Here is a 20,039-nt window from a genome sequence, read left to right as displayed (position 1 = left end):
CTGGTCATAAACTTTTGCCAAAAGGAATTAGTTTTCTACGCATTTGCCTAAATTAGTAGGACTAAGCTAAATTCATTATGAAATCAATCATCACATTCAGAGCATTTCTGCTGTTGCTTTTTGCACTCTTGTTTTTATCCTGTAATTCTGAACATCCTGTGGATTTAGAATCTGAAAAAGCCAAAATTCTCGACCTTCATCATGCACAACGCCATTATCATTTCAAGAAAGATTCCATCGCATTTGCAGATCAACTTTCAGATAATTTCATTTCTGTTAATCGTGGTATCATTAGTAAACCTGAAAAAGGCGAAACAATTTCGAGGTATCATGGTTATTTTTCGAGCGTAGAATTCTTAAAATGGGATGATGTCTCTGAACCTGTCATAAAATTTTCTGATGACGGCACGATGGCCTACACCATTGTTGATAAGATCGTTGCAATTACAAGTGAAAATGAAGACGGCGAATTAACGCAAAGCGAAACACATTTTGCTTGGACCGCCATATACAGAAAATATGGTGATCAATGGAAAATTGATTGTGTCACTTCAACAAATAAACCTGAAACCAACTAAACCAAAGAAATATGGCATATGATGAACACTTAGGCGATAGAATCCATCAGATTATTTCTAGTAAAAATGTGCCCTTTTATGCTAAAAAAATGATGGGTGGACTGGTTTTTATGGTCAATGATAAGATGTGCTGCGGTACTCATATCGATAAAAAATATGGTGATAGCTTACTTATGGCGAAAATCGGAGTTGACACCTACGACCAAGAAATTCACAAAGAGGAATGTTTACCAATGGATTTTACAGGTAGACCTATGAAAGGCTATATTTTTATTACTCCTGAAGGATTTGATCTCGATACAGATCTCGACTATTGGGTCACCAAAGCAGTTGACTATAATAAATCTCAATATCAAAAACCATAATGCTAATTCTTTATGATGTAAATTGCTTCGGAACAATTTCAAAAAGATGAACATAATCTCCATCAGAGAGCAACCAGAATTTATAGATATAGCCATTACATATTTTCAGGAGCGTTGGAAAAGCGTTCTTCCCGAAATTTATGAAGATGCAATAGCTCACAGTATTAATGCAAGAAATGCCTTGCCGCAATGGTATTTACTACAACACAACAACGAAATTATTGGCTGTGCCGGACTCATAACTAACGATTTTATTAGTCGTGGTGATCTTTATCCTTGGCTCTGTGGCTTGTTTATTGACGAAAATTACCGCGGTAATTCTTATGGTAATTTGCTAATTGAAAAAATAAAAGGCGATACAAAAAAGTTAGGCTTTAACTATCTGTATTTGTGCACAAGTCATATCGGTTATTACGAAAAGTTTGATTTTGAATACGTTGGAGATGGTTTTCACCCATGGGGAGAAACTTCACGCATTTATGAAATAAAGCTTGCATAAGTTATTCTTGATTAAGATCCTCTAATAGAACGAAAGTATCCTCGAAAACTCGGTCGTCAAATACCTGATTTATTCGTAACTTAGGCTTTTAAACTAACCTTATATGAAATCTAGATTATCCCTATTTGCCATTGTAATTTTGGCTCTTGTCACCACAATTGCTTGTACAAATCCAGAGAAAGAATACGCCACCATGCTCATTTATGGAGGCACTATTTATACGGTAGATTCTACTTCTGTAACCGTTGAAGCCGTAGCTACAAAAGACAACAAAATTCTATTTGCAGGTTCGCTTGCTGAAGCTGAAACTTATAAAAATGAACAAACCGAAATAATCGATCTAAAAGGTAAAACCATGACCCCAGGTTTAATTGAAGGCCACGGTCATTTTATGGGATTGGGCTACAATGAACTCAATTTAGATCTATTGAATACTACAAGTTATCAAGCCATTATCGATGCCGTCGCTGAACGCGTTAAATCAAGTAAGCCAGGTGAATGGATCACCGGCCGTGGCTGGCACCAAAGCAAGTGGGATAGTATGCCGTCTGAAGTTGTCCTCGGATTTCAAACACATCATTTGCTCAGTGCAATTTCTCCTGACAACCCAGTTTATCTAAGACATGCTAGTGGACATGCAGGTTTTGCAAATGAAAAAGCAATGGAAATTGCAGGCTTATTAGACCTTTCGTTAGATGGTGTAAGAAAATATGAAGTTGAAGGTGGTGAAGTATTGGTTGATGCATCTGGGCGACCTACAGGTGTATTTAATGAGCGTGCACAGACTTTAATTACTCAACATATTCCAGAACGGACTCCAGAAAGTGATATCAAGGCTTTTGATCTTGCTGTTGAAGCTTGCCATAAAAATGGAATCACAAGTTTTCATGATGCTGGTATTCCAAAAGAGACTATTGCACTTTATGAGAAAATGAAATCTGAAGGTAAAATGCAAACGCGAATTTATGCCATGCTTACTGGATGGGACAAGGAACTACTGAGTACTTGGTACGAAAAAGGAGTAATGATTGATGAAGATCATTTATTCACCATTAGGTCGGTTAAATTAAATTGTGATGGCGCTCTTGGCTCACGTGGCGCGTGGCTGCTAGAACCATATTCAGATCGCCCTGATCATTTTGGGCATGAAACCTTACCAATGGAATTTGTAAAAGAAACCGCATTTAATGGACTTAAAAATGGTTTTCAAGTTTGTTCTCATGCCATTGGTGATCGTGCTAATCGCGAAATTCTAGATCGCTACGAAATGGCATTTGAAAAAATGCCTGAGGCTGCAACCGATCACAGATTCAGAATAGAACACGCACAACATTTACATCCAGATGATATTCCACGTTTCGCGGCCTTGAAGGTTATACCGGCAATGCAAGCGGTTCATATGTCTTCTGATCGTCCATGGGCAATTGATCGACTAGGTGAAAAACGGATTAAAGAAGGTGCTTACATGTGGCAAGATCTGCTTCAAAGTGGTGTCCCGATTGTAAATGGCACAGATGTTCCAGTAGAACCCATAAATCCTATTGCAAGTTTCTATGCCAGTGTAAGCAGAAAAACCTTGAAAGGAACTCCTGAAGGCGGCTATGAACCTGAACAAAAAATGACAAGAACTCAGGCGTTGCGATCCTATACTCTAGATGCTGCCTATGGGGCTTTTGAAGAAGATATTAAAGGCTCAATTACTGCAGGTAAGTTAGCAGATTTCACAATTTACGACCAGGATCTTATGACGGTTGAAGAATCTAAGATCTTAGACACTAAGGTTGTAATGACCATATTCAATGGAGAAGTTGTTTACAGTGTAGACAAATAAAAAAACACTAGTTTCCTTCTCATTGCGAAGGCCCAACTAATGTTTCAATAACGATTAATAGCGACACAAATATAGTTTGTAAATAACATTCTAGTATTATCGCAATATTACCAATGCGTTACAAATTGTTAAACTAAATATCTAATATCTGATGGCAATATATAAACCTCGACATATAAAATTCAAGGAACTCTTGAAGGTAAACGATTGGTCGATTAAGGTCTATACCATTACTAAGCAAGGCGAATTTGATTATTCAGATTTTTATTCAAACGTCAAAGAAAAATTACCAGAATGGCTTGCAATTCATAATGGATTTAATGCCCAACATAATCATATTGGATTTTTAATTTTACATGCCGGGACCGAAGGTATTTTTACACTAATTAATTGGTGGGTTGGCGACAATATGCTGAACACACATATTTTTAAATCTAACTATGATCAGCTCGATAATTTTGAACAGTTATCAGGTAACGGCCTCGCCCCTTGTATTTGGGAATTAGAGATTATTAATCATGAACGCTTAGCATGGATCGATGCGGTATTAAAATTGGCTCCTCAACCTAATTATAAGCGATATCTAGACGCTACAATTAACGTAACATTCTGAAGATAGACTACATACATTTCACTTTAAAACGCGCTTTCATTCGTCACTTATTTTCGTCTTTTATCGAAACCACACTCATTTTATCATAAAAAAATACCCTTTAGCCTAATAGTAGCAATTGGATCTATTCAATAGTTACCTTTACCTCAAGACCCTCAAAAGGTTTTTATAATTTAATTATTATTTGTTTCCCCCGAACAAAAACCTACTTATGATGAAAAAAGGATGTGCTATACTTTTTTTGCTTTTGACGACACTTTTCTATGGTCAAAATGCTACTCTGCTACAAAATATCGATTACCGAGCTGAAGAATTGAAACACAGTTTAAATAAAACCGGTGATACTTTAATTCTTGAAGGTCAACGAGACATTACCAAAGTTGCAATATTTAATGACAATTTTGAAAGATCAATAGTCGTTGACAGTAAACAGACGAAAATTCCATTAACAGATTTTCCAAATGGTAGATATGTTACAGAGGTTAAGGTGCATAATAAACTCATTATTATAACCTTGATCCTTCATAAACCAACGGATCACTTTTCAAAAGATATTGCTTCAAACCAAATTGAAAGCTTAGACGAAGGTCAGAAATTAACAACACAGGTTAAGGCTGAAGGCAGTGTTGTGGAAGAAAATAGTATTGAACCAAAAGAAATTGATGCTCCAAAACCGGCTGTGCGATTCTATTGGATCGTCAACAAGATCTACAAAGGACATAGCTCACGAAAGGTGATGAAAATCGGCGATAAAGAGGCGGTAGAAAAGATCATAAGACAAAATGAAATTGACCTTAAAACAAGGACGGGTCGTCATAACGAACTTGTTATCTGGGAGGTTTATGACACTTCAAAATTTATGAGGTTCAAAAGACGAAACCCAGATTATGCCAACGCCACCGAGGCCGATTGCTTTAATACAGTGCCTTTTTATAAATCTGGAAGTTGATTTCTCTCTACTTTTTCAACTCTAGTTTGTCGGCAAAGTAATCGCAGAAGTCGCGCATAGTGGCCGTCATCTTTTCATCTTGAGTAGCTCTCAAAAATGTATCACTCATAGTGACTAACGTTTGATGAAAAAACAGTTTCATCTCATCCACAGGCATGTCCTTGGTCCATAAGTCTATTTTAAGTGTTTCCTGTGCATTACTGTCCCACACTGAAAGCATTATAGCTTTAGCTTCTTCATTCTGAACTCCTCCATCTTGGGCGGACCAATTGAGACGCTCTGGTACGCGATTTTCATCGAGTTCTACATTCAATTCTATTTTAGATGTTATGGTTTTTGCCATTATTTCTTAGGTTTAAATTTTGCAATTGCAAAGATGTCTTCTGGTTCTTTTTGTAAAACTTGAAAAACACCTTCACCTGTTTTTTCGGCATAAGCTCTTACGATCTGCCATCCAATATATTGTCCTAATCTCCCGGGAGATTCATTGTCTAACTGTAAATAAAATTTTGAAAACGGCGCATCCGCAATAAATCGACTTGGTAATTTACTGTCGGTACTATACAGCATTTCATTCTCAATAAAATGACTCCAAATCGGACTTTCATTTGCTTCAGCCCATTTCAATTCTTGTTCTGTGTAACCCATTTTTTCAGCATCAGATAAAAACGGTATCATTTTATCTTTAAAATAAAGTAGCTTTCCGAAGTAAATCATTTCATCTAGAAATGTATTCCGTTCAGACTGAAATGTATATTTCCTTGCATAACCATCCGCCAATTCGGGCACAATCTGATTTTGAGTCATATTTTGGGCGAGATACATCGGGATATTTTGATAAAACTCATGATCTTCACCTAAAAAATTATCAAGCGCAATAAGCACTAACGAATCTGTCACAATAGTTTTATTACGGTAATCCACATCATTGGTTAGAGTTACTACACGTGGTACAGAGAATGTTTTATCGTAATATTTCAGATGTTGAAAAAGCCCCGTAAGGTCATTCTTCACCTGAGTAAAATCTGAATAAGCCTTACTCACTTCTTTAAGCAACTCTGCTTGAAGAGGATCATTCATTTTCTTAATCCAAACAGAGTCAGGATCATTTTTAGAAAACAAAAACGGGTAGGCATTTTTAAGTTTTGGCAGATCAGCAGGACTTGCCTCCTGATAGGCTTTGTCGAATCGCTCAACGATAAAATCCGCCTCAATTTTAGAAATCTCTGATTCTAACTTTGAATCCTCATTACAAGACATAAAAAAAGTGCCCAATATTATTAATATGATAATTCTTGAAGACATTGAATGAAACATTTTTAAACCTAACACGATTCCGCTATTTTTGTTGTGCAAAGGTACACTTCTTTGTAGAAAATTTTAAACATTATGCAAACAGAAAAAGTTGTTAACCATATCGTCAATTGGCTGAAAGACTATGCTACTAATGCCGGCATGAAAGGATTTGTAATTGGAATATCTGGCGGAATCGATTCTGCCCTGACTTCAACCCTCTGTGCTAAAACAGGCTTAGAGGTACATTGTCTTGAAATGCCCATTCATCAATCTGAAAAACAAGTATCGAGAGCTCTTAATCATATCAATTGGCTTAAAGCGCAATTCCCGAAGGTTAGAATGACCCAAGTAAATCTGACACCTGTTTTTGAAAGCCTAAAAGACGCTTTTCCTGAGGTGGAAAATGAAGAAGATCGTTTTATGTCCTTAGCCAATACCAGAGCACGCCTAAGAATGACTAGCTTGTATTATTTTGCTGCTTACGAAAAACTACTCGTAGCCGGAACTGGTAACAAGGTTGAAGATTTTGGTGTAGGTTTCTATACAAAATATGGAGATGGTGGCGTAGATCTTAGTCCGATTGCAGATCTCCTAAAAACAGAAGTTTATGCCCTTGCTGCACATTTGGGTGTTAATCAGGAAATTTTAGACGCTGCTCCAACAGATGGCCTTTGGGGCGATAACCGAACAGATGAAGATCAAATTGGTGCTTCGTATCCAGAATTAGAGTGGGCAATGGAAATGAATGATGAAGGCAAGACAGAATCTGATTTTGAAGGAAGACAAAAAGAGGTTTTCAAAATTTTCAAACGATTTAACACCATGAACCAGCATAAAATGGTTCCGATTCCTGTTTGCGAAATCCCTAAAGAATTGAAGAAATAATAAGAAATTTATTACAATTGGTCGAATAAATTGCGATAAGTGCTTAATTTTTGACTATTTTTACAAAACCAATCCTGCCGCAATCTCTTAGCTTAGTTTTTGTTGTCGCACTATTAACCCTAACTAAAATCAATTGTCATGATACGAATATTGATTGTAGACAACCATCCCATTGTTAGAACAGGACTAGAATTGTTCTTAAACAGCAAACCCGATCTTGAAGTAGTTGGAAAGTTAAGTAGTGGTATCGAAATTTTCGAATTCGTAAGACGTCATCAGGTCGATGTTATCATTTCTGAAATTGATTTACCCGAACTTAACGGTATTACTGCTCTAAGAGCCATTAAAAAGGAAAACAAATCTGTAAATGTATTGATGTTCAGTCATCAACCTGAAGAAATTTACGCCATCAGCACACTCAAAGCTGGCGCTTCCGGTTATTTGAACAAAACTGCAGATGTAGAGGCTATTGAAGCTGCCGTGAGAAAAATTCATGGTGGTGAAGTTTCCTTAAGTGAAAAAATGGATAAACACTTGCGTTACGAAGACACTCGTAAGAGTAGAAGTCGCATGTTTAAAAAATTATCTACCCGCGAAGTTGAAGTTTTAAAATTGCTTTCAATAGGTAGAAAAAACAAGGAAATCGCCGAAGAGTTAAACATCAATGAAAAGACGGTTAGTACTTATAAAGCCAGACTTTTTAAGAAACTGAACGTTAATAACATTGTAGATCTTATTCACCAGGCGAAGCATCACAATTTAACATAGTTGGCTATCCACCAATAACTTTACCTAGCTTACGAGACAGTAACATTTTAAGACCTAGATAGTCTTTTACGTCTTCAACAATTGAACGCGTATCACTATCATTATTCAAGGTCTCGTTCTTGTATTCTGCTACCTTTTGATCTATGAGATAGCATCTTAAACTGAGAATGGTTTGGCTTACCAATTGGGCAACGGTATGCTCTTTTTCCTTTGGGATGATATGATTACGTTCCCAATCGTGAAGATTGTATTTTTCATCATCCATGAGAATGGTAGTTACTTCACTAGCAGATTCTTGATCGAGCTGATTTATAAAATCTTTGGTTGAAAAATTCTCGTCTTGGTTGAGGCGATCTATTATGGAATAGTACAACTGTCTGAATCTTTCATTGGAAAACATCATCTCATCTTCTTGAAGGTCGAGATAAATCTTCTCAAATACTCGTGCTTCATGAATTGTTGGCTCTAAAAGTAATTCGCCCGAAACCTCATCTTCTTTCAAAATAAGATCTTCAAACTGCTCCGTTCTATCACCATAGAGCATTAAGATCTCAATAATTTTTCGCTCTAATTCATACTGAACATCAACCTTTGGTTGTTGCTGTGGTTGATTTTTAACCACTTCAAAAGCCTTCTGATCTTGCTTGAATTTTTTATTGGCTTCCTGAAACTCTTTCTTACTGATCTGCGCTAAAGTACTAAACAAGACATCTTCGCTAATATCCATGATTGAAGCACATTCGCGGACATAAATCTCGCGCTTAATGGCATCAGGGATTTTGGAAATACTATTAACGATTTCCCTAATGGTTTCGGCCTTTTTTATGGGATCGTTATTGGCCTCCTTAACTAAAAGTGAAGCTTTAAACTGAATGAAATCTTTGGCATTAGAATTAAGATATTCTGTAAGTTCTTCTAAAGTGTTTGACTTTGCAAAACTGTCGGGATCTTCACCATCAGGAAAGGTACAAACCTTAACATTCATCCCTTGTTCAAGAATAAGGTCAATTCCGCGAATTGAGGCTCTTATCCCAGCAGCGTCACCATCAAAAAGAACCGTAATATTTTTAGTTAAACGATTGATTAATCGTATTTGTTCAGAGGTTAATGCAGTACCTGATGAGGACACCACATTTTTTACACCTGTTTGGTAAAACTGAATAACATCAGTGTAACCTTCTACCAAATAACAATTGTCTTCTTTGGCAATAGTCTGTTTGGCAAAATACAAGCCATAAAGTACTTTACTCTTGTGATAAATATCACTCTCAGGAGAATTGAGATACTTAGCCGCTTTTTTGTCGTTGGTTAGAATTCGGCCACCAAAACCAAGCACACGTCCACTCATACTATGAATCGGAAACATCACACGACCTTTAAATCTATCGAAGCGCCTTTCGTCCTTTACGATTGTAAGTCCGGTTTTCTCCAGAAATTCTAATTGATATCCTTTGCCCAAAGCATCATCCGTAAAGGCTTGCCATTCATCTAACGAATAACCAAGTTGAAACCTCTTTATAGTGTCTTCAGTAAACCCGCGCTCCTTAAAATAACTAAGCCCGATAGCTTTACCTTGATCAGTTTTATGAAGTATTTTTTGAAAATATTCATTAGCATACTCACTGACCAGATATAAACTTTCTCTGGCATCGGCCTGTGCTTTTTCTTCGTCGGTGCGCTCGGTCTCTTCAATCTCAATATTATACTTTTTTGCCAAATATCTGATGGCCTCAGGATAAGTGAAATGCTCGTGCTCCATTAAAAATGTAACGGCATTACCACCTTTACCACTAGAGAAATCCTTCCAAATTTGTTTTACTGGCGATACCATAAAACTCGGTGTTCGCTCTTCGCTAAAAGGACTAAGCCCCTTAAAATTGCTTCCTGCTTTCTTTAGCTGTACAAAATCACCAATCACCTCCTCTACTCGGGCAGTTTCAAAAACTTGTGCTATGGTATTTTGTGAGATCATCTATTCTTTGTCATCCTTGAGCCTGCACGCCACCATAATTTTAGCGATGGAGCAAGGCAGCAATCTAATCTTAACTGTGATTACTTACTTCAATGTTTAAACCCTTTCGACGAGCTCAGGGTGTTACATTGTGCAGCAAGTTTGTAAATTTAAGTCAAACAATTTGTTTTCAAAATTTATGTTGAAAAGTTATTTTAGTCAAGCAAAAAAATGCCGAACTTCGTCTTAGAGCTTTTAAAATAAAGTAGAACAGACTTCATCAAAAAAATTCAATTATTGAAGACTAGAATTGCACTTCTTATTTCAGCTTTAATTGTAGCATTAATAATTGCTTATCTTATTACCCCTTCTGAGGATTATACACCAACGCAGTATGATTGTGTACTGGAAGACTATTTTAAAGAAATAGCCTTAAAGTCTGAATTTGGCGAAAGCCCAGAGGTTACGACCAAATGGACCAATACTATGTACCTCTATATCTTTGGAAGTGATAGATTTAGTGAGCAAGCTTCTATCGTTAGACAAACAATTGAGAAAATTAATGATCTTACGGAGGATGGTTTTGAGATTGTACTGACATCCAATCCTGCAAAAGGTAATGCCTTTGTACTTTTAGTTGAAAAAAGCACGATCTTAGAAGTAGCACCTAATTTATTTGATGGTATAGATGAAGATTTTGTGGGATACACTGAGGTCGACTACAATGAAATTACTTTCGAAATTTCAAAGGCGGTAATTTACATTGACATCACAGAACCCATCGAAAATCAAGGTAATACTATTGTAGAAGAAGTTACTCAAAGTTTAGGTCTTATGAACGATTCTATGTGGTTTACGGACAGTATGTTTTTTCAAGAAAAACCAGATAGCACACAAACTAAGGACCTTTCAAAATTAGATGCAGATCTTATCAAAATGCTTTATCATCCTTATATGAAACCTGGAATGAATAAGGCCGAAGTTGAAAAAACAATTAAACGAATTTTAGTAGATGAAAATTAAGATTTAATAGGTCTTAAAATAAAACCCCAACCCATTTCTGGATTGAGGTTCTAAACACTCAAAAATTGATTGGTTTAGTCCATATCAAAACGGATACCGACTGAAATATTATTCTGATCTACTGCTTGGTCTTTAAACAATGGATTGAGGTCATACTTTACATATAAGGCTACGTCTCCCCAAGCTAAATAACCACTAAGACCGTAAACGAATTCGTTAACCTCAAAGCCACCTCTTTGCTTATCTTTAATGCGGTTTCCGTCTTCCTTATATTTTAGTTTTTGCATACTTCCAATGTTAAGTCCTGCATAACCACCTAGACCTATTTTAAATCTGTTAGTAGTTGAATATCTGAAGTAATTCTTGCGCTCAATCTTTTTAGAGGGTCCAAACTCTAGATGTACAGGGAAAACTAAATTGGTTGTTCTAAATTTGGCTTTATTGAGCTCAACAGGAAACTCCTCTAAAGTTATTTGGTCATTATTATTAACTAAAAACTGGTTGTCCTTTATATCTAGTTTGTTCCACTGAAATGAGAATCCATATTTTAACCTCCAGAAGTTCGTTTTATCAAATATTCTGGTTTTCCAGGCGTAACCCAATTCCATAAATCCAGATCCTGCAATTTTATAGGGAGAGTCTCCTAGGTCTTGCCCATCGATCAATGCATTGTTGAATCCAAATGCAAATACAATATCTGATGTGGTTCTTCTGTCGTACTTTCTCGGTTTATTCTTTTTCCCGAATCTTACTGCAGTCCATTCGTCGTCGTCATCTCCAAACTTTATTGAAAAAAAACCATCGTCGTCATTGTTGGTTTCGTAACCAGCTTCATTTCTACCAAGGAGCGCAATTTTGTTATCTATAATTGCCAAACGGTTTTCAATATTAGCAGCTCTCTTTTTTGCTGCTTCTTTTTTTAATTCTTCTGCCTCTGCTGGGGTAATTTGCTTAGCGTCTAAACGTTGATTGATAGATTCAATTTCTTGCTTTAAGAACTCGCGTTCTTCCTTTTCGATTTTTGTCTTCAGTTCTTTTAAGGCTTCGATCTTGTATTGATTCGAAGACGTCTTAGTACTGTCGGTTTTTGTGTCTTGTGCATAGGTCGTAGCAACTGTTGTTACTGAAATAATCAGGTATACTACTAATCGTGTAATTGTGTTCATAACTGTTCGTTTTTTGATGATTTATTATATTTAATTTAATTGATTCGATATTAATTATTACGTTGCGCTACTGCCGTTTTTACAGTTTTATAGCCACCTTTCAGCGCTTCGTAAACTTTACTTCTGAAGGATTGTCCCATCTCGTCTTCAACGTCGTTGAGTAGTGATTGCGCATCAACTGTTTTACTGGTTTCCTTCAACAATTTATCTTTAACTAATTCTTTACTTGCCAACTTTAATAGTGAATCTACTTCACGATCCGTTGCACGGGTCTTTTCAGAATTTAATTCATTGAGTGCCTGTGCTACAGCTTCTTTATTGATCTGGGTTTCGTTGACAATTGCCTTCTGAATTTCGTTTGGTTTTTCAATACTATTTTTTGGTTGCACATCATTTGTTGATTGTTCTGCCAATTGCAGTTTTGGTTGCTCCTTTTTACCTGAAGTAGGATCTATCAATTTTCGGTCTTCTTTTGATTCCTCAGGCGAAGTATTTACCTCATTCGAAGTATCCTCTTCAACAGCCAATTCAATAGTTTCATTTTCGTTGATGATTGGTAATTGATCTTGTTTCGGTAATTCAATTACGTCTTCTTCTACCATTTGTGGTGTTACCTCTTGGTCTGTCTTCGACCCAAACGATTGAATAAGAACTGAAAGCATTATAATGACTCCTGCCGCTACACTCAACCATGTTATCCATGGCTTTCTCGATCTTTTTTCATCTTCATCGAGACGTTCAGATAATTTTGACCAAGCATCTGATGATGGTTGCAAATTGCGCTCTTCTAGCTTCTCCTTTAACTGTTCTTCAAATTTAATTGGCGCCATAATTGCTGTTATTTAATTCTTTTATTTTCTTCTGAAGCATCTGTCGTGCTTTAAACAATTGCGATTTTGATGTCCCTTCTGAGATGTTCAATAATTCGGCAATTTCATGATGTTTGTAACCTTCAATAGCGTACATTACAAATACCATTTTGTATCCTTCTGGCAAACTATCTATGAGCTGTTGAATTTCTGCAACCTCAATATTAGAGTTAACGTTGTTACTATAATCGTGCTCTAAATATTCATCTTCAGCCGCAAATTCTATAGCTTTATTTTGCCTTAAGTACGAAATCGCTTCCCTTACCATTATCCGTCTAATCCAACCTTCGAAACTACCTTCATTTTTAAATGTTTTAAGATATTTGAAGACTTTAAAGAAGCCATTCAGCATTACTTCTTCCGCCTGATAAACATCTTTAATGTAGTACCTACAAACACTTAACATTTTTGGTGCATGCAACTCATACAATACATGTTGCGCTTCGCGATTATTTTTCGCTGCTCTCTGTATAAGTTTAGTTTCGTTTTTGTGAAGTTGTATAACTTTCATGTTGTGGTTACGATTGCACTTCTATTGATAAAGACGCAAAAGTTGTACAAATGGTTGTCTGATATAATTAAAAAAATAAAGAATTTTTATAATATATTGATAATTTGATAGTTAAAATTATTTTTTTCTATCAATTACATAGTCTACCATTAATTTTAGGGAGGCTTTATAAGGTGATTCAGGGTAATTATTCAATAAATTTAGTGCTTCTTCCTGAAAAGCTTTCATCTTAGTAATGGCATAATCTAACCCACCGTTGTCTTTTACAAATGCGATCACTTCTTTAACACGCTTACGGTCTTTATTGTAATTTTTAACGGAATTGATGAGCCAAGCTTTGTCTTTTTTCGAACAGTTATTCAGTACATGTATTAAAGGTAAAGTCATTTTCTGTTCTTTAATATCGATCCCTGTTGGCTTACCAATTTTCTCTTCACCATAATCGAACAGATCATCCTTTATCTGAAATGCCATACCTATAAGTTCTCCAAATCTTCTCATGGTTTCTACTTCCGCAGTATTTGGCTTAACTGACGCCGCACCCAAACTGCAACAGGCAGCGATAAGCGTAGCAGTCTTCTGCCTAATAATATCGTAATAAACGTCTTCGGTAATATCTAGCTGTCTTGCTTTTTCAATTTGAAGTAATTCGCCTTCGCTCATCTCGCGTACAGCCACTGAAATGATCTTCAGAAGATCAAAGTCATTATTGTCTATAGATAGCAATAATCCTTTAGATAAAAGGTAATCGCCAATTAATACCGCGATCTTGTTTTTCCAGAGTGCATTAATAGAGAAAAAGCCTCGTCTTCTGTTACTATCGTCCACAACATCGTCGTGCACGAGTGTAGCCGTGTGAATTAATTCAATAACAGAAGCGCCACGATAAGTACGTTCACTCACAGAACCATTATTAAGCATTTTAGCGACTAGAAAAACAAACATAGGTCGCATCTGTTTGCCTTTACGATTTACAATGTAATGGGTAATTCTGTTAAGGAGTGCCACCTTACTCGCCATAGATAGCTGAAACTTTTGTTCAAAAAGTTCCATTTCATAATCTATGGGTTGTTTTATCTGTTCAGTTATTTTCATTCTAAGCTAAAAACATTGCAAAATTACGAATTAAGGGCCGTTAAATCGATAAAAATTTAATTAACACGAATTTAAAACTACCATTAACATTTATTTGTAACTTTCAATTCATTAATCCATAAAACAGACATTTATGAAAAAAATTACTTTACTAGTTATTACCCTTTGCATGAGCTTTTTTAGCTACGCTCAATTTCCTGAAAGCTTTGATGGTGGACCAAATCTCCCTGCAGGTTGGGTTGAGTATGAAGGCTCCAATGGACTAGGTACAACATGGTCTTGGGGAGTAAATGATATGGCCGATTACGCAACTGTAAGATGGTCCGAAATTTTGCCAGCAGGGCAAACCGCAGAAGATTGGCTGGTAACACCACAAGTTGCAATTACATCAACTACCAATTTGTTAACCTTCGACATGACAGACTTTAACGCTCCAGACTTTGGCTCTGAAGTAACTGTTAGAGTTTCAACAGATCCTAGTCAAACTAATATTGGTGGCTTTACTGATATATTATTAACTATTGATGAGCTAGATACTAACGGTGGTGCTTTTCAACCTTGGAGTGTTGATCTCTCTGCCTATGTTGGTAGTAGTATTTACGTAGCATTTGTTATGGAAAATAACGATGGTGACGCTTGGGGATTAGACAACGTTGACTTTGTTGAACTACCGTCTTGTGCTGATCCAACAGATTTTGTTTTAGGACCAAACGGTATTACAACGACAAGTGCTGATATCGCATGGACTGATTCAAATGGTGGTGGAACTGTTTTCGACATTGAATTTGGAGCTGATGGATTTACGCCTGGAACAGGGACAACCATTAATGATGTAGCTGCTACAAATTATGATTTTACTGGTTTAATGCCTGATACGGCCTATGATATGTACATTACAGCAAATTGTACAGGAGGAAATGGAGATAGCTCACAAGTGGGACCTATTGGTTTCTTAACGGCATTTGATTGTACAACCTATGGCGTACCAATTACAGAAGTTTTTGATAACGATAATGCCTTTATTTCTTGTTATACAACGGAAGATGTAGATGGTGATACCTTATCATGGATCACACAACAAGATTTAGATCTCGATGGTGATATGGTAAACGAAACTTTTGCAACTAATGCTAATGGTGACCCATTAACTATAATGAAGGACGACTGGATGATTAGCCCTCCAATTGCCTTGACTGCCGGAACGAATTACCAGGTGACGACACGATTTAATGTTACCAATGGTTCGCCAAATAATGCAAGTCTTGAAGCCTTTATTCTAGATGCTCCTAATTCTGGTGCCAATCAGGTTGCAACATTATTCTCTAATACCGGCATAGATATTCAAGGTGATTTTGCAAGTTTAGAAACTATGGCCTACGAAGAGATGAATACCTTCTCAGTAGGGATGTCTGGAGATTATTACATTGCCTATAGGTCATTTGGTGCAGGCGGATCTGGATTTATTTTAATGTTCGATTCGATTATTCAAGAATCTTTAAGTGTGAATGAATTTGATCAAAATTCATTTGAGCACCACTACAATAAAGAATTAGAGCAATTAACATTAGAGTCTTCGACACTCGACATGACCAAGATCGAAATCTATTCGCTCTTAGGGCAAAAAGTTATTGCTACACCATTAAACAGCACTAGAGAGAGTATCAATGTTTCTCAATTGAATGATGGTGTGTATTTAGCGAAGGTCTTTGTGAATGACAATTTCAAAACGATCAAGTTTGCGAAAAACTAACACCTAGTCATATAAAATTAAAAAAGCGGCTTCGAGCCGCTTTTTTTTATGTTTTATTGGCCAGCTGTCCGCAGGCTGCGTCAATATCTTTACCTCTACTTCGTCGCACGGTTACTGTAATATTATTAGCTTCAAGCACTTTCACATACATGTCTATAGCTTTTGAATCTGCCTGCTGAAACTCCCCGTCGTCAATAGGATTATATTCAATAAGATTTACTTTACTCGGCGCAAATTTACAAAAAGCCACAAGCGCATCTACATCTTTTCTTTGGTCATTAATGCCATCCCAAACCACATATTCATAAGTAATTCTATTCTTTGTTTTGGCATACCAATACTGTAAGGCTTCACGTAGATCGGTTAGGGGGAACGTTGAATTGAAAGGCATTATCGAGGTTCTGACGTCGTCTATTGCAGAATGAAGAGACACGGCTAGTTTGAATTTAACACCATCGTCAGCCATTTTCCTGATCATTTTTGGCACTCCCGAAGTTGAAACTACAATGCGTTTTGGAGACATTCCTAAGCCCTCTGGCGAGGTGATTTTATCAATGGCTTTAAGTACGTTGTTGTAATTCATGAGTGGTTCTCCCATTCCCATAAAAACAATATTACTTAAAGGCCTACCATAATACAATCGACTTTCATTATCTATGGCTACTACCTGATCGTAAATCTCATCAGGATTGAGATTACGCATTCGCTTTAGTCTGGCCGTTGCACAAAACTTACAATCTAAACTACAGCCTACCTGTGAAGAAACACAAGCCGTAGTACGAGAAGGAGTTGGAATTAAAACAGACTCAACTACGAGGTCATCGTGTAAACGCACGGCGTTTTTAATGGTCCCGTCAGAGCTTCGTTGCATTTGATCGACCTTAATATGATTGATCACAAAGTTGGCCTTGAGCATTTCTCTTGTTTTCAAAGAAATGTTGGTCATATCCTCAAAACTATGAGCCGACTTCTGCCACAGCCATTCATAAACCTGATTACCACGAAAGGCTTTATCACCTTGTTTCACGAAGAATTCGCGCAACTGGTCTTTTGTTAATGCTCGTATGTCTTTCTTCTTAACCTCCATCGGATGCAAAAATACTCAATTGGTTAATAATCTTTCAGACAAAAAAACCTCTGAATGTATATTTATTCAGAGGCTTTGATATGCTTAAAAATCTTTATTTATATGATTAACATAGCATCACCATAAGAATAGAATCTGTATTTTTCTTTTACAGCTTCTTCGTAGGCATGCTTTACAAAATCATGACCAGCAAATGCAGAAATCATCATTAATAATGTTGATTTTGGTGTATGGAAATTAGTAATCATACTATTTGCGATACTAAAATCGTACGGTGGGAAAATGAACTTGTTGGTCCAGCCTTCAAATGGATTTAAACGACCACTTGAAGAAACGGAGCTTTCAATAGTTCGCATAGAGGTTGTACCAACAGCACAAACGCGTCTCTTATTGTTGATTCCTCTGTTTACAATTTCTGCTGCACGTTCTGTAATTACAATTTCTTCACTATCCATTTTGTGCTTAGATAGATCTTCAACTTCTACTGGGTTGAATGTCCCTAACCCAACGTGAAGTGTCACTTCAGCCATATCCACGCCTTTGATCTCTAATCTCTTCAGAAGGTGTTTAGAGAAATGTAATCCGGCAGTTGGTGCAGCAACGGCACCTTCATTTTTTGCAAAAATTGTTTGGTAACGCTCTTCATCTTCTGGTTCTACATCGCGCTTAATGTATTTTGGAAGAGGTGTCTCACCAAGTTCAGTTAATTTTCTTCTGAAGTCATTATAAGATCCATCATATAGAAAACGCAGTGTACGCCCTCTTGAAGTTGTATTATCGATAACTTCAGCAACTAATGTTTCGTCATCACCAAAGTATAACTTGTTTCCAATTCTAATCTTACGCGCAGGATCTACAAGAACATCCCATAATCGTTGGTCTTGATTTAATTCGCGAAGTAAAAAAACTTCAATGCGCGCACCTGTCTTTTCTTTATTACCGTAAAGACGTGCTGGAAAAACTTTAGTGTTATTTAAGATCATCACATCGCCTTCATCAAAGTAATCGATAACATCTTTAAACAATTTGTGTTCGATCGTTTGATTAGCTCTATCCAAAACCATTAGACGAGATTCATCTCTATGCTCTGCTGGATGTTCTGCTAATAATTCTTCCGGAAGGTTAAAATTGAAGTGCGATAGTTTCATATTAAGTTGTTTATTTTTTTGAAGTTGCAAATATACAATCTCAAAACAGGCCTTGTCAAGTAATTAGGGGTTTATTTTACTAGGAATCCCAAGGAACTTAAATCCTCCCAAAACTGTGGGTACGATTTACTCACCACCTCAGCATTCTCAATTTTGAGTGCTGTCTTCAAACCTAAGGGTGCAAAAGCCATGGCCATTCTATGATCGTTATAGGTTGCGATGGTCACATCGCTTTTTATTGAACTTGATGGTTTAAGATGTAAGGTTGCATCGGTTATGGTCACCTCTCCTCCCAATTTTTCAAGTTCAGTTTTTAAGGCTACAAGGCGATCAGTTTCTTTAATTTTCAAGGTATGAAGACCCGTTAAATAACATTCTAATCCTAAACCAAAAGCAGTAACAGCTATGGTTTGCGCAATATCTGGTGCATTACTTAAGTTGAATTCAATTTTAGATTCTTCTTCGATATGCGCTGTCTTTTTAATGGTGATGCTATTGTTTTCGAATGTAGTTTCAATTCCGAAAGCTTTGTATAAGTCAGCAAGCACAGAATCGCCCTGTAATGATTCTTGCTTATAGGTTGATAAGGTAATTTCAGAATGAAGTGCACTTAAACTTACGATACTATAGAAATACGAGGCTGAAGACCAATCAGATTCAACTATGGTCGTTTTAGAAACATCTATTTTAGAAAATGGCTTAACGATAATAACATTAGCATTAAAGCACGTTTCAATACCAAGTTGCTCAAGAAGATTGAGGGTCATTTTGATATACGGCACGGATGTTATTTTACCATCTAAGGTGAGTTCTAATCCATGCTCTAATCTTGAGGCGATCAGTAATAATGCCGAGATATATTGACTACTCACATTAGCTTTGAGCGTAACTTTAGACTTGGTTAACTTTTTTCCTCTAATTCGTAGCGGAGGGTAACCTTCATTTTCTACATACTCAATATCAGCACCAAGGTCTTGAAGGGCATCAACAAGAATTTTAATTGGGCGTTCTTTCATTCTCGAAGAACCTGTTAGCATAACTGTTCGGTCTTCCTGAATAGAAAAATATGCCGTTAGAAAACGCATGGCGGTTCCGGCATGATGAATATCTATAACCTCATCTTTTGACTCCAAAGCTTTTCGCATTAAAACCGAATCGTCGGAATTAGACCCGTTTTTAATGTCCACATTTGGATATAAGGCCTGCAATAATAGCAATCGGTTAGATTCACTTTTTGAACCCGTTATGGTTAGTGATGACTGTGGATGGATCGTTGATCTGAGAAGGTGAATATTCACAAGTGCAAATAATTAATTAAGTAGCAAATCTACTTTAATTTATCATTATTATGATGCCTATCGTGATCGCGTTTTGTTTTTTTATCCATTTTCTTGTCGAAAGCTGCTTGTAGGTCGATACCGGTCTGATTAGCCAAACATAAAACTACAAAGACCACGTCGGCCAATTCTTCACCTAGATCTTTTTCCTTATCACTTTCTTTCTCACTTTGTTCGCCATAACGACGAGCGATAATTCGTGCCACCTCACCTACTTCCTCAGTAAGCTGTGCCATATTGGTGAGCTCATTAAAATACCGAACACCATGAGTTTTAATCCAAACATCAACTTCCTTCTGTGCATTTTTAATATTCATC

Annotated in this window: 21 protein-coding genes; 10 read left to right on the top strand and 11 right to left on the bottom strand. The window is 36.7% G+C overall.

Annotation, left to right across the window (positions count from 1 at the left end; translation table 11 throughout):
• The first annotated feature begins 77 nt into the window (after positions 1 to 77).
• The 6 genes from DDY94_RS14660 (at position 78) to DDY94_RS14635 (ending at position 4,835) form a co-directional block, all read left to right on the top strand.
• Entirely contained in the window at positions 78 to 578 is a 501-nt protein-coding gene (locus DDY94_RS14660; RefSeq protein ID WP_111685308.1) for a nuclear transport factor 2 family protein, read from the top strand.
• An 11-nt stretch (positions 579 to 589) separates the two neighbouring features.
• Positions 590 to 943, top strand: coding sequence for a TfoX/Sxy family protein (locus DDY94_RS14655; RefSeq protein ID WP_111685306.1), 354 nt, complete (start codon positions 590 to 592; stop codon positions 941 to 943).
• A gap of 46 nt (positions 944 to 989) precedes the next feature.
• Positions 990 to 1,442 (top strand): GNAT family N-acetyltransferase, encoded by a 453-nt coding sequence (locus DDY94_RS14650; RefSeq protein WP_111685304.1) that lies wholly within the window; start codon positions 990 to 992, stop codon positions 1,440 to 1,442.
• Positions 1,443 to 1,545: 103 nt separating this feature from the next.
• A complete protein-coding gene (locus tag DDY94_RS14645; RefSeq protein ID WP_111685302.1) occupies positions 1,546 to 3,273 on the top strand; it encodes an amidohydrolase in 1,728 nt (575 codons plus the stop codon).
• 151 nt (positions 3,274 to 3,424) lie between these two features.
• Positions 3,425 to 3,886: a hypothetical protein gene (locus DDY94_RS14640; RefSeq protein WP_111685300.1), complete on the top strand. Its 462-nt coding sequence runs from the start codon at positions 3,425 to 3,427 to the stop codon at positions 3,884 to 3,886.
• Positions 3,887 to 4,097: 211 nt separating this feature from the next.
• Entirely contained in the window at positions 4,098 to 4,835 is a 738-nt protein-coding gene (locus DDY94_RS14635) for a hypothetical protein (protein ID WP_111685298.1), read from the top strand.
• Positions 4,836 to 4,842: 7 nt separating this feature from the next.
• On the opposite strand, the gene gldC is transcribed toward DDY94_RS14635, so the two are convergent.
• On the bottom strand, positions 4,843 to 5,178 hold the full coding sequence (gldC, locus tag DDY94_RS14630; protein ID WP_111685296.1) for a gliding motility protein GldC: 336 nt from the start codon (positions 5,176 to 5,178) through the stop codon (positions 4,843 to 4,845).
• Positions 5,178 to 6,140 carry a gliding motility lipoprotein GldB gene (gldB, locus tag DDY94_RS14625; RefSeq protein WP_111685408.1) on the bottom strand — a complete coding sequence of 321 codons (963 nt, stop codon included), beginning with the start codon at positions 6,138 to 6,140 and terminating at the stop codon, positions 5,178 to 5,180. The genes gldC and gldB overlap by 1 nt, the downstream gene beginning before the upstream one ends.
• Positions 6,141 to 6,224: 84 nt before the next feature.
• On the opposite strand from gldB, the gene nadE reads away from it, so the two are divergent.
• Together nadE and DDY94_RS14615 are read left to right on the top strand one after the other, a co-directional pair.
• Positions 6,225 to 7,016: an NAD(+) synthase gene (gene nadE / locus DDY94_RS14620; protein WP_111685294.1), complete on the top strand. Its 792-nt coding sequence runs from the start codon at positions 6,225 to 6,227 to the stop codon at positions 7,014 to 7,016.
• 138 nt (positions 7,017 to 7,154) lie between these two features.
• A complete protein-coding gene (locus DDY94_RS14615) occupies positions 7,155 to 7,784 on the top strand; it encodes a response regulator (RefSeq protein ID WP_111685292.1) in 630 nt (209 codons plus the stop codon).
• Between the two features lie 4 nt (positions 7,785 to 7,788).
• On the opposite strand, the gene dnaG is transcribed toward DDY94_RS14615, so the two are convergent.
• Positions 7,789 to 9,756 carry a DNA primase gene (dnaG, locus tag DDY94_RS14610; RefSeq protein ID WP_111685290.1) on the bottom strand — a complete coding sequence of 656 codons (1,968 nt, stop codon included), beginning with the start codon at positions 9,754 to 9,756 and terminating at the stop codon, positions 7,789 to 7,791.
• A 276-nt stretch (positions 9,757 to 10,032) separates the two neighbouring features.
• Here dnaG and DDY94_RS14605 point away from each other — a divergent pair, with 276 nt between their 5' ends.
• Positions 10,033 to 10,758 carry a DUF2927 domain-containing protein gene (locus tag DDY94_RS14605; protein ID WP_157957340.1) on the top strand — a complete coding sequence of 242 codons (726 nt, stop codon included), beginning with the start codon at positions 10,033 to 10,035 and terminating at the stop codon, positions 10,756 to 10,758.
• Between the two features lie 74 nt (positions 10,759 to 10,832).
• Here the strand turns inward: DDY94_RS14605 and DDY94_RS14600 are convergent, their stop codons facing one another.
• From DDY94_RS14600 to DDY94_RS14585, 4 genes are all read right to left on the bottom strand, one after another.
• The gene (locus DDY94_RS14600) at positions 10,833 to 11,924 is read right to left on the bottom strand and encodes a hypothetical protein (RefSeq protein ID WP_111685286.1); all 1,092 of its coding nucleotides are present in this window, start codon (positions 11,922 to 11,924) and stop codon (positions 10,833 to 10,835) included.
• Positions 11,925 to 11,974: 50 nt separating this feature from the next.
• Positions 11,975 to 12,754, bottom strand: a complete 780-nt coding sequence (locus DDY94_RS14595; protein WP_111685284.1) for a hypothetical protein — start codon at positions 12,752 to 12,754, stop codon at positions 11,975 to 11,977.
• Positions 12,741 to 13,304 (bottom strand): RNA polymerase sigma factor, encoded by a 564-nt coding sequence (locus DDY94_RS14590; protein ID WP_111685282.1) that lies wholly within the window; start codon positions 13,302 to 13,304, stop codon positions 12,741 to 12,743. The genes DDY94_RS14595 and DDY94_RS14590 overlap by 14 nt, the downstream gene beginning before the upstream one ends.
• Positions 13,305 to 13,421: 117 nt before the next feature.
• Positions 13,422 to 14,399 (bottom strand): polyprenyl synthetase family protein, encoded by a 978-nt coding sequence (locus DDY94_RS14585; RefSeq protein ID WP_111685280.1) that lies wholly within the window; start codon positions 14,397 to 14,399, stop codon positions 13,422 to 13,424.
• 133 nt (positions 14,400 to 14,532) lie between these two features.
• Between DDY94_RS14585 and DDY94_RS14580 the strand changes: the two genes are divergently transcribed.
• Entirely contained in the window at positions 14,533 to 16,149 is a 1,617-nt protein-coding gene (locus DDY94_RS14580; RefSeq protein WP_111685278.1) for a T9SS-dependent choice-of-anchor J family protein, read from the top strand.
• 46 nt (positions 16,150 to 16,195) lie between these two features.
• Here the strand turns inward: DDY94_RS14580 and rlmN are convergent, their stop codons facing one another.
• The 4 genes from rlmN to DDY94_RS14560 all read right to left on the bottom strand — a co-directional run bounded on the left by rlmN (position 16,196) and on the right by DDY94_RS14560 (position 20,038).
• Positions 16,196 to 17,236, bottom strand: a complete 1,041-nt coding sequence (gene rlmN / locus DDY94_RS14575; RefSeq protein WP_111685276.1) for a 23S rRNA (adenine(2503)-C(2))-methyltransferase RlmN — start codon at positions 17,234 to 17,236, stop codon at positions 16,196 to 16,198.
• Between the two features lie 98 nt (positions 17,237 to 17,334).
• The gene (gene queA / locus DDY94_RS14570; protein ID WP_111685274.1) at positions 17,335 to 18,384 is read right to left on the bottom strand and encodes a tRNA preQ1(34) S-adenosylmethionine ribosyltransferase-isomerase QueA; all 1,050 of its coding nucleotides are present in this window, start codon (positions 18,382 to 18,384) and stop codon (positions 17,335 to 17,337) included.
• A gap of 71 nt (positions 18,385 to 18,455) precedes the next feature.
• Complete coding sequence (locus tag DDY94_RS14565; RefSeq protein WP_111685273.1) at positions 18,456 to 19,682, bottom strand: 3-phosphoshikimate 1-carboxyvinyltransferase; 1,227 nt, start codon at positions 19,680 to 19,682, stop codon at positions 18,456 to 18,458.
• Between the two features lie 29 nt (positions 19,683 to 19,711).
• On the bottom strand, positions 19,712 to 20,038 hold the full coding sequence (locus DDY94_RS14560) for a nucleotide pyrophosphohydrolase (RefSeq protein ID WP_111685271.1): 327 nt from the start codon (positions 20,036 to 20,038) through the stop codon (positions 19,712 to 19,714).
• Between the last annotated feature and the right edge of the window lies 1 nt (position 20,039).

The sequence above is a fragment of the Winogradskyella tangerina genome (genome assembly GCF_003260205.1).
Classification (GTDB): domain Bacteria; phylum Bacteroidota; class Bacteroidia; order Flavobacteriales; family Flavobacteriaceae; genus Winogradskyella; species Winogradskyella tangerina.
This window is presented reverse-complemented; position numbering and strand designations above follow the sequence as displayed.

Excerpts from the sequence above, each read along its gene's own strand:
- DDY94_RS14645 (WP_111685302.1), top strand. The coding sequence starts at position 1,546 with ATGAAATCTAGATTATCCCTATTTGCCATTGTAATTTTGGCTCTTGTC.
- DDY94_RS14600 (WP_111685286.1), bottom strand. The coding sequence starts at position 11,924 with ATGAACACAATTACACGATTAGTAGTATACCTGATTATTTCAGTAACA.
- DDY94_RS14650 (WP_111685304.1), top strand. The coding sequence starts at position 990 with ATGAACATAATCTCCATCAGAGAGCAACCAGAATTTATAGATATAGCC.
- gldC (WP_111685296.1), bottom strand. The coding sequence starts at position 5,178 with ATGGCAAAAACCATAACATCTAAAATAGAATTGAATGTAGAACTCGAT.
- DDY94_RS14590 (WP_111685282.1), bottom strand. The coding sequence starts at position 13,304 with ATGAAAGTTATACAACTTCACAAAAACGAAACTAAACTTATACAGAGA.
- DDY94_RS14660 (WP_111685308.1), top strand. The coding sequence starts at position 78 with ATGAAATCAATCATCACATTCAGAGCATTTCTGCTGTTGCTTTTTGCA.
- DDY94_RS14640 (WP_111685300.1), top strand. The coding sequence starts at position 3,425 with ATGGCAATATATAAACCTCGACATATAAAATTCAAGGAACTCTTGAAG.
- DDY94_RS14595 (WP_111685284.1), bottom strand. The coding sequence starts at position 12,754 with ATGGCGCCAATTAAATTTGAAGAACAGTTAAAGGAGAAGCTAGAAGAG.
- gldB (WP_111685408.1), bottom strand. The coding sequence starts at position 6,140 with ATGTCTTCAAGAATTATCATATTAATAATATTGGGCACTTTTTTTATG.
- DDY94_RS14580 (WP_111685278.1), top strand. The coding sequence starts at position 14,533 with ATGAAAAAAATTACTTTACTAGTTATTACCCTTTGCATGAGCTTTTTT.
- queA (WP_111685274.1), bottom strand. The coding sequence starts at position 18,384 with ATGAAACTATCGCACTTCAATTTTAACCTTCCGGAAGAATTATTAGCA.
- DDY94_RS14655 (WP_111685306.1), top strand. The coding sequence starts at position 590 with ATGGCATATGATGAACACTTAGGCGATAGAATCCATCAGATTATTTCT.
- dnaG (WP_111685290.1), bottom strand. The coding sequence starts at position 9,756 with ATGATCTCACAAAATACCATAGCACAAGTTTTTGAAACTGCCCGAGTA.
- rlmN (WP_111685276.1), bottom strand. The coding sequence starts at position 17,236 with ATGGAGGTTAAGAAGAAAGACATACGAGCATTAACAAAAGACCAGTTG.
- DDY94_RS14560 (WP_111685271.1), bottom strand. The coding sequence starts at position 20,038 with ATGAATATTAAAAATGCACAGAAGGAAGTTGATGTTTGGATTAAAACT.
- DDY94_RS14585 (WP_111685280.1), bottom strand. The coding sequence starts at position 14,399 with ATGAAAATAACTGAACAGATAAAACAACCCATAGATTATGAAATGGAA.
- DDY94_RS14615 (WP_111685292.1), top strand. The coding sequence starts at position 7,155 with ATGATACGAATATTGATTGTAGACAACCATCCCATTGTTAGAACAGGA.
- DDY94_RS14635 (WP_111685298.1), top strand. The coding sequence starts at position 4,098 with ATGATGAAAAAAGGATGTGCTATACTTTTTTTGCTTTTGACGACACTT.
- nadE (WP_111685294.1), top strand. The coding sequence starts at position 6,225 with ATGCAAACAGAAAAAGTTGTTAACCATATCGTCAATTGGCTGAAAGAC.